An 8,066-nucleotide genomic window follows, 5' to 3' on the forward strand; every position below is an offset into this window, starting at 1 on the left:
GGCCGCCAATAACGGAAAAAGGCCGGTGGCAAAAGCCACCAGCCATCAGCCGTTCGCTTAACGCTTGGGCTGGAGACACAAAGTCGATGCTTACTTGAGCTCGACTTTAGCGCCTGCTTCTTCCAGAGCTGCTTTGGCTTTGTCAGCTGCTTCTTTAGCAACAGCTTCCAGAACCATGGCAGGAGCGCCGTCAACTACAGCCTTGGCTTCTTTCAGGCCCAGACCGGTCAGTTCACGTACAGCCTTGATCACGTTAACTTTCTTCTCGCCAGCTTCGGTCAGCATAACGTTGAATTCAGTTTGCTCTTCAACAACAGCGGCAGCAGCAGCTGGGCCAGCAGCGGCAACAGCAGCGGTAACACCGAAGGTTTCTTCCATTGCTTTGATCAGCTCAACAACTTCCAGAACGGTTTTCTGGCCGATTGCTTCGATGATTTGCTCGTTAGTCAGAGACATGACTATAAATTCCTGTATTGGGGTGACAGCCTACGCAGCCATCAAATTAAACATATGATTTTGAAAGGGCTTGCGGTGCCTTAGGCAGCAGCAGCTTCTTTCTGGTCGCGAATAGCCGCCAGAGTACGAGCCAGCTTGCTGGTAGCGCCTTGAATCACGCTCATCAGCTTCGCAATAGCTTCGTCGCGAGTTGGCAGCGAAGCCAACACGTCGATCTCGTTTGCTGCGAGGTACTTGCCCTCGAACGCAGCTGCCTTGATCTCGAACTTGTCCTGACCCTTTGCGAACTCTTTGAAAATACGAGCAGCAGCGCCCGGATGTTCCTTGGAGAATGCAATCAGGGTAGGGCCGACGAACGCGTCGTTGAGCACGTCATATTGAGTGCCTTCAACAGCGCGCTTGAGCAGGGTGTTACGTACAACACGTACGTAAACACCAGCTTCGCGGGCCTCTTTACGGAGTCCGGTCATTGCGCCTACTGTCACACCGCGGGCATCAGCCACAACAGCAGACAGAGCGACTTTGGCAGCCTCGTTGACTTCAGCGACGATGGCCTTCTTGTCTTCGAGTTTAATTGCCACGGGTTTAACTCCTGCTTGTTACCGTTTCATCCAACCTAGGCTGGATGTCGTTTTGGTGTCTGATTCGGTAAGGAACCGGGAGCACCATCTGCGTAGGCTTGAGGTTTAAGACTTGCGTCGCCTACGGTCTTGGATAGCCCCCGCCAGGCAGGGACCCCAATTTTTTTCAACTGGCGCAATCGCTTGCGCCAGCCTGTGTCTTATACGTCCAGCGAGCCTTGGTCGATGACCAGACCTGGCCCCATGGTGGTGCTCAGGGTAACGCGCTTGACGTAGATACCTTTCGAAGAAGCTGGCTTGATACGCTTCAGGTCAGCGATCAGGGCTTCAACGTTTTCCTTCAGCTTGACGGCGTCGAAGCCGACCTTGCCAACGGAGGTGTGGATAATGCCGTTTTTGTCGGTGCGGTAGCGAACCTGACCAGCCTTGGCGTTCTTAACTGCCGAGGCCACGTCTGGGGTTACAGTGCCGACTTTCGGGTTAGGCATCAGGCCACGAGGACCCAGAACCTGACCCAGCTGACCTACAACGCGCATTGCATCCGGAGAAGCAATAACTACGTCATAGTTCAGGTCGCCGCCTTTCATTTCGGCAGCCAGATCATCCATACCTACGCGGTCTGCACCGGCAGCCAGAGCAGCTTCAGCAGCTGGACCCTGAGTAAACACAGCAACACGTACAGTCTTGCCAGTGCCGTGTGGCAGCACGGTAGCGCTACGAACAACCTGGTCAGATTTACGTGGGTCTACACCCAGGTTCACAGCTACGTCTACGGACTCGCTGAACTTAACGGTCGACAGCTCGGTCAGGAGAGCGGCGGCTTCTACGAAGTTGTAGGCCTTGCCTGCTTCAATCTTGCCGGCGATAGCCTTTTGGCGCTTGGTCAGCTTAGCCATTACACACCCTCCACGTTAAGGCCCATGCTACGAGCAGAACCGGCGATAGTACGCACGGCTGCATCCATATCAGCTGCAGTCAGATCCGCGTTTTTGGTTTTCGCGATTTCTTCCAGCTGAGCACGGGTAACAGTGCCAACCTTAACGGTGTTCGGACGAGCGGAACCGCTGGTCAGGCCAGCAGCTTTCTTCAGCAGAACCGAAGCAGGGGTGCTCTTAGTTTCGAAAGTGAAGCTGCGGTCACTGTAAACAGTGATGATCACAGGAGTCGGCAGACCTGGTTCAAGACCCTGAGTACGGGCGTTGAAAGCCTTGCAGAATTCCATGATGTTCACGCCGTGCTGACCCAGAGCTGGACCAACGGGCGGGCTTGGGTTGGCCTGAGCGGCCTTAACTTGCAGCTTGATGTAAGCAGTAATCTTCTTAGCCATGAGGCACTCCAATTACGGGTTCAGACGCCTAGAAAGGCTCCCCGGTTACTTGCGCGTTTATCCCAGTGACGAAAAAACCCCACAGCCTAAGGCTGCGGGGTATGGGATTCTCGTCCAGTTAGGCCTTCTCGACCTGACTGAACTCTAGCTCTACCGGAGTAGAGCGACCGAAAATGAGCACCGCCACTTGGATCCGGCTCTTTTCGTAGTTAACTTCTTCGACCGTACCGTTAAAGTCTGCGAATGGGCCGTCAGTAACACGGACCACCTCACCTGGCTCGAACAGTGTCTTAGGCTTGGGCTTATCGCTGCCATCAGCAACGCGACGCAGAATTGCTTCCGCCTCTTTATCAGTGATAGGCGCTGGCTTATCAGCAGTACCACCAATGAAACCCATGACACGAGGAGTGTCCTTGACCAAGTGCCAAGTACCCTCATTCATGTCCATTTGAACCAGCACATAGCCTGGAAAGAACTTGCGTTCGCTTTTGCGCTTCTGGCCATTGCGCATCTCAACCACTTCTTCAGTGGGGACCAGAATCTCGCCGAAGCCATCTTCCATGCCAGCCAGCTTTACACGCTCGATCAACGAACGCATTACATGCTTCTCGTAACCCGAGTAAGCATGCACAACGTACCAACGCTTAGCCACGGGACACCCTTAGCCAACAATCAAGGAAACAAGCCAGCCAAGCAGGGAATCTAGCCCCCACAACAGCAACGCCATGACCAGAACCACAGCCACTACAATAAGCGTGGTCTGCGTGGTCTCTTGGCGAGTTGGCCATACGACTTTACGAATCTCAGTGCGCGCTTCCTTAACCAACACGAAGAACGACTTACCCTTGGCAGTTTGCAGACCAATGAAGGCAGCAACTGCGGCAATGGCAAGCAGCGCCAATACGCGGTACAGGATCGGCGAAGCAGAATAGTACTGATTGCCAACAACACCAACAATCACCAAAGCAACCACAACGAGCCACTTGAGCAGATCGAAGCGAGAGCCTTGAGCTTCAGCCTTAGGAGTCATCTATGAAGATCCTGTGAAAAGAAAGCCAGACACATTGAGTGAATCTGGCAGGTCAGGAGGGAATCGAACCCCCAACCTACGGTTTTGGAGACCGTCGCTCTGCCAATTGAGCTACTGACCTAAAAACAAAATCAGGCCGACCATTATGTCGGCCCGATGGAGATATTTCAAGAACTTATTCGATGACTTTGGCTACGACGCCGGCGCCGACGGTACGACCGCCTTCACGGATAGCGAAACGCAGACCATCTTCCATCGCGATGGTTTTGATCAGAGTGACAGTCATCTGGATGTTGTCACCTGGCATTACCATTTCAACGCCTTCCGGCAGCTCGCAGTTACCGGTCACGTCAGTAGTACGGAAGTAGAACTGTGGACGGTAGCCTTTGAAGAACGGAGTATGACGGCCGCCTTCTTCTTTGCTCAGAACATAAACTTCAGCGGTGAACTTGGTGTGCGGCTTAACGGTGCCTGGCTTAACCAGAACCTGGCCACGCTCAACATCGTCACGCTTAGTACCACGCAGCAGAACGCCGCAGTTCTCACCAGCACGACCTTCGTCGAGCAGCTTGCGGAACATTTCAACGCCAGTGCAGGTAGTCTTCTGAGTATCGCGCAGACCAACGATCTCAACTTCTTCCTGGATGCGAACGATGCCACGCTCAACACGGCCAGTTACCACGGTGCCACGACCGGAGATCGAGAATACGTCTTCGATTGGCATCAGGAACGGCTTGTCGATTGCACGCTCTGGCTCTGGGATGTAAGTGTCCAGAGTTTCTACCAGACGCTTAACAGCGGTGGTACCCATTTCGTTGTCGTCTTGGCCGTTCAGGGCCATCAGAGCCGAACCGATGATGATCGGAGTGTCGTCACCTGGGAAGTCGTAAGTGCTCAGCAGGTCGCGCACTTCCATCTCAACCAGTTCCAGCAGCTCAGCGTCGTCAACCATGTCAGCCTTGTTCAGGAAGACAACGATGTACGGAACGCCTACCTGACGGGACAGCAGGATGTGCTCACGAGTTTGTGGCATCGGACCATCGGCAGCCGAGCAAACCAGGATCGCGCCGTCCATCTGGGCAGCACCGGTGATCATGTTTTTGACGTAGTCGGCGTGACCTGGGCAGTCAACGTGCGCGTAGTGACGAATGTGCGAATCGTACTCTACGTGTGCAGTGTTGATGGTGATACCACGAGCCTTTTCTTCTGGGGCGCTGTCGATCTTGTCGAAGTCAACACGAGCCGAACCGAAAACCTCGGAACAAACGCGAGTCAGAGCAGCAGTCAGAGTGGTCTTACCGTGGTCAACGTGACCGATAGTACCCACGTTAACGTGCGGCTTATTACGTTCGAACTTTTCCTTAGCCATCGAAATCACCCCTAGGAGAAGAATTGAGCAAGTCACACAAGCCATTAAAACAAAGGCAGATATTTTCATATCTGCCTTGTTATATGGAGCTCTTGAGCGGATTTGAACCGCTGACCTCACCCTTACCAAGGGTGTGCTCTACCAACTGAGCTACAAGAGCGTAACACTTTGCAAAACCTGCAAACCTGGAGCGGGTAGCGGGAATCGAACCCGCATCATCAGCTTGGAAGGCTGAGGTTCTACCACTAAACTATACCCGCGGAGCCTGCAGCTCTCGCTAAATCTGGTGGAGGGGGAAGGATTCGAACCTTCGAAGTCGTAGACGTCAGATTTACAGTCTGATCCCTTTGGCCGCTCGGGAACCCCTCCTAAGCGAGGCAGCATTTTACACTATGCCACCTTTCTGTCAAGCATTTTCTCAATAAAATCTTGAGGTTAGCTGCGTTGACTTAGCTCTGCTGCTTTAACCTCAAAAGGTCTTCACTGCGGAGCGGGCGCCATTCTATGCAACCTATTCGACAGTTGCAAGCCCCTCACAAGGCATTATTTTATGTTTTAACTCATTGAATTCCTTAGCAAGGTTCTGCAGCTGTAGATCATCCAGCAAATGCTTGCTCTCAGGAGCCACACGCAACCAGAAACCAGAAGATCCAGGAACACTCAAGGACAGTAGCCTGACATCCGCCCCCAGCCCTATAAGCCGCTGCTCAAGCATCTGAGCCATATCTCGACGAGCAAAGCCCCCTAGATAGAGACAGCTTGCATCAACCTCTCCAACCCTCCCCTTATCCCTCCGCTCGACCGAATCTGCAGACTCACTCAACAAGCGAATATCTTGCTGAGAGCCTCGATAGAGCGAGAGAGGCATAACCTCTTTCGCACGAAGAGGTGCTTCCTGCTGATGCCAGATGTAATAGAAACCATTGAGGACCAGTAATAACAGAAACAGCCAGCGCATAAATACCTCGAGACGAAAGACAAGCCTTAGTCAACTCGAAAAACACAAATCACGAACAAACTGATCCTGCGAAACCAACACAACGCCCAGAGCAGCTATACAAGCCTCCCCACCTACTAGCCTAAGGTAGCGCGGGCACACTTCATGGTGTTTCGCAGCAAAACTCAAGGATCGTCACGCAACCTTAGACTGAGCTCCCCACCGCTATAAGTTTTCTCTTCACCTTCAACGCTCAACCGCAACGCCCCTTGGCGATCAATACCCAGCACGACACCATCGATCTTATTGACCCCCGCAATCAGAGACACTTCACGCCCCTGCCAGAGATGACCTTGCTCCCACTCGTCCTGGATAGCGGAGAAACCATCCAATCGATGACGCTCAAGATAAGCCACAAGGGTCTCACTCAATCGAGCAACCAGCTGATTGCGATCAGTAACCTGGCCAGACTCCAACCTTATCGAGGTCCACTCCTGATCAACCCCCTCGGCGCTCTGCATATTCACATTAATCCCAACCCCCAGGACCACATGACACACGTCCGCAGGATCGCCCACCAGTTCCAAAAGTATTCCCGCGACCTTCTTCTGACCAACCAAAACGTCGTTTGGCCACTTCAAACCCGCCCTTGGGATTCCATACTCACGAAGGGTATGCATAACCGCCAACCCTACGACCAGACTGAGACCCTCCAGTTGCCGGAGACCTCCATCTATGCGCAAGACCAGGCTGTAATAGATATTCTCGGCAAAAGGACTTATCCACTTGCGTCCACGCCGGCCACGCCCCGCGGTCTGACGCTCAGCTAGCACAAGAAAAGGAGCCACAGCCCCCCCCTCAATGGATCGCAGCGCCTCAGCATTTGTGGAGTCGATAGAATCAAAAATTCGAACGTCCCAAGCACTACTGGGAGAAGAGCACCGACTTATCTCCGCGCTGCTCAACAAAGTGATTGGAGTGGCCAACTGATATCCACGACCTCGCACCTTATGGATGACAAGCCCCAATTCCGCCTCAAGAAGCTGTAACTGCTTCCATATAGCACTACGACTAACACCCAGCACCTCTCCGAGCGCCTGGCCCGAGTGAAATCGCCCATCCTTTAGAAGCTCTAACAACGTCGACATGCAGTATCCGCCTCACAATGAGCCCGGCATGATAGCCATGCCCAAAACCATTGCATAGAAAACACCACCCGGCGAGCAAGTCGATCGGGCAGATAAAAATCAAATCGACTTTTCTCCGCGCAAAAACAAAACCCCAACTGCTTTCGCAATTGGGGTTTCGGAATTTAATCTTGACGATGACCTACTCTCACATGGGGAAACCCCACACTACCATCGGCGATGCATCGTTTCACTTCTGAGTTCGGGATGGGATCAGGTGGTTCCAACGCTCTATGGTCGTCAAGAAATTCTGTGGCCGACCCGTTGGACTCTAGAGTCGAACGTGTCAGCAAAATCAGTAACTTCTACATAAAGACAAAACCCCAATTGCTTTCGCAATTGGGGTTTCGGAATTTAATCTTGACGATGACCTACTCTCACATGGGGAAACCCCACACTACCATCGGCGATGCATCGTTTCACTTCTGAGTTCGGGATGGGATCAGGTGGTTCCAACGCTCTATGGTCGTCAAGAAATTCGGTAGCCAGTCCGTTGCTGATGCAACGTGCCAGCGAATGGGTATGTAATAGATTTGTGTGTTGTGCAAACTTTCGGTTTGTATCGTCTTCACACACCGCAATCTGGTCTCTTTCGAGTTCGCAAATTGCTTGGGTGTTATATGGTCAAGCCTCACGGGCAATTAGTATTGGTTAGCTCAACGCCTCACAGCGCTTACACACCCAACCTATCAACGTCGTAGTCTTCGACGGCCCTTTAGGGGATTCAAGATCCCAGTGAGATCTCATCTTGAGGCAAGTTTCCCGCTTAGATGCTTTCAGCGGTTATCTTTTCCGAACATAGCTACCCGGCAATGCCACTGGCGTGACAACCGGAACACCAGAGGTTCGTCCACTCCGGTCCTCTCGTACTAGGAGCAGCCCCTCTCAAATCTCAAACGTCCACGGCAGATAGGGACCGAACTGTCTCACGACGTTCTAAACCCAGCTCGCGTACCACTTTAAATGGCGAACAGCCATACCCTTGGGACCGGCTTCAGCCCCAGGATGTGATGAGCCGACATCGAGGTGCCAAACACCGCCGTCGATATGAACTCTTGGGCGGTATCAGCCTGTTATCCCCGGAGTACCTTTTATCCGTTGAGCGATGGCCCTTCCATACAGAACCACCGGATCACTAAGACCTACTTTCGTACCTGCTCGACGTGTCTGTCTCGCAGT

Annotated in this window: 9 protein-coding genes, 4 tRNA genes and 3 rRNA genes (1 of these 16 running past the window's edge); all 16 read right to left on the reverse strand. The window is 52.8% G+C overall.

Going from position 1 to position 8,066, the window contains the following annotated elements:
• Nucleotides 1–90: 90 nt before the first annotated feature.
• Entirely contained in the window at nt 91–456 is a 366-nt protein-coding gene (gene rplL, locus LOY69_RS27090) for a 50S ribosomal protein L7/L12 (protein ID WP_011063780.1), read from the reverse strand.
• 80 nt (nt 457–536) lie between these two features.
• On the reverse strand, nt 537–1,037 hold the full coding sequence (gene rplJ / locus LOY69_RS27095; protein WP_016968679.1) for a 50S ribosomal protein L10: 501 nt from the start codon (nt 1,035–1,037) through the stop codon (nt 537–539).
• Nucleotides 1,038–1,237: 200 nt separating this feature from the next.
• A complete protein-coding gene (gene rplA / locus LOY69_RS27100; protein WP_011063782.1) occupies nt 1,238–1,933 on the reverse strand; it encodes a 50S ribosomal protein L1 in 696 nt (231 codons plus the stop codon).
• Complete coding sequence (gene rplK / locus LOY69_RS27105) at nt 1,933–2,364, reverse strand: 50S ribosomal protein L11 (protein ID WP_003176435.1); 432 nt, start codon at nt 2,362–2,364, stop codon at nt 1,933–1,935. The genes rplA and rplK overlap by 1 nt, the downstream gene beginning before the upstream one ends.
• A gap of 118 nt (nt 2,365–2,482) precedes the next feature.
• Nucleotides 2,483–3,016, reverse strand: a complete 534-nt coding sequence (gene nusG / locus LOY69_RS27110; RefSeq protein ID WP_002555501.1) for a transcription termination/antitermination protein NusG — start codon at nt 3,014–3,016, stop codon at nt 2,483–2,485.
• A 9-nt stretch (nt 3,017–3,025) separates the two neighbouring features.
• Nucleotides 3,026–3,394 carry a preprotein translocase subunit SecE gene (gene secE / locus LOY69_RS27115; protein ID WP_047306325.1) on the reverse strand — a complete coding sequence of 123 codons (369 nt, stop codon included), beginning with the start codon at nt 3,392–3,394 and terminating at the stop codon, nt 3,026–3,028.
• Nucleotides 3,395–3,439: 45 nt separating this feature from the next.
• Nucleotides 3,440–3,515: transfer RNA gene (locus tag LOY69_RS27120), tRNA-Trp, on the reverse strand.
• A 54-nt stretch (nt 3,516–3,569) separates the two neighbouring features.
• Nucleotides 3,570–4,763 carry an elongation factor Tu gene (gene tuf, locus LOY69_RS27125; protein ID WP_060841339.1) on the reverse strand — a complete coding sequence of 398 codons (1,194 nt, stop codon included), beginning with the start codon at nt 4,761–4,763 and terminating at the stop codon, nt 3,570–3,572.
• Nucleotides 4,764–4,847: 84 nt separating this feature from the next.
• A tRNA-Thr gene (locus tag LOY69_RS27130) sits at nt 4,848–4,923 on the reverse strand.
• A gap of 26 nt (nt 4,924–4,949) precedes the next feature.
• Nucleotides 4,950–5,023: transfer RNA gene (locus LOY69_RS27135), tRNA-Gly, on the reverse strand.
• 24 nt (nt 5,024–5,047) lie between these two features.
• Nucleotides 5,048–5,132 (reverse strand) — tRNA-Tyr (locus tag LOY69_RS27140).
• Nucleotides 5,133–5,274: 142 nt separating this feature from the next.
• Nucleotides 5,275–5,721 carry a hypothetical protein gene (locus tag LOY69_RS27145; protein ID WP_102865258.1) on the reverse strand — a complete coding sequence of 149 codons (447 nt, stop codon included), beginning with the start codon at nt 5,719–5,721 and terminating at the stop codon, nt 5,275–5,277.
• 164 nt (nt 5,722–5,885) lie between these two features.
• Complete coding sequence (birA, locus tag LOY69_RS27150) at nt 5,886–6,848, reverse strand: bifunctional biotin--[acetyl-CoA-carboxylase] ligase/biotin operon repressor BirA (protein ID WP_102882403.1); 963 nt, start codon at nt 6,846–6,848, stop codon at nt 5,886–5,888.
• Between the two features lie 168 nt (nt 6,849–7,016).
• A 5S ribosomal RNA gene (gene rrf, locus LOY69_RS27155) occupies nt 7,017–7,132 on the reverse strand.
• A gap of 113 nt (nt 7,133–7,245) precedes the next feature.
• Nucleotides 7,246–7,361: ribosomal RNA gene (gene rrf / locus LOY69_RS27160) — 5S ribosomal RNA — on the reverse strand.
• 146 nt (nt 7,362–7,507) lie between these two features.
• Nucleotides 7,508–8,066: ribosomal RNA gene (locus LOY69_RS27165) — 23S ribosomal RNA — on the reverse strand; it runs 2,333 nt beyond the window's last position.

It is taken from the genome of Pseudomonas sp. B21-059 (assembly GCF_026016285.1).
GTDB classification, from domain to species: domain Bacteria; phylum Pseudomonadota; class Gammaproteobacteria; order Pseudomonadales; family Pseudomonadaceae; genus Aquipseudomonas; species Aquipseudomonas danubii.

Bases quoted from the DNA above. Each gene is read 5' to 3' on its own strand.
- tuf (WP_060841339.1), bottom strand. From the start codon at position 4,763: ATGGCTAAGGAAAAGTTCGAACGTAATAAGCCGCACGTTAACGTGGGT.
- LOY69_RS27145 (WP_102865258.1), bottom strand. From the start codon at position 5,721: ATGCGCTGGCTGTTTCTGTTATTACTGGTCCTCAATGGTTTCTATTAC.
- rplK (WP_003176435.1), bottom strand. From the start codon at position 2,364: ATGGCTAAGAAGATTACTGCTTACATCAAGCTGCAAGTTAAGGCCGCT.
- rplL (WP_011063780.1), bottom strand. From the start codon at position 456: ATGTCTCTGACTAACGAGCAAATCATCGAAGCAATCGGCCAGAAAACC.
- secE (WP_047306325.1), bottom strand. From the start codon at position 3,394: ATGACTCCTAAGGCTGAAGCTCAAGGCTCTCGCTTCGATCTGCTCAAG.
- rplA (WP_011063782.1), bottom strand. From the start codon at position 1,933: ATGGCTAAGCTGACCAAGCGCCAAAAGGCTATCGCCGGCAAGATTGAA.
- birA (WP_102882403.1), bottom strand. From the start codon at position 6,848: ATGTCGACGTTGTTAGAGCTTCTAAAGGATGGGCGATTTCACTCGGGC.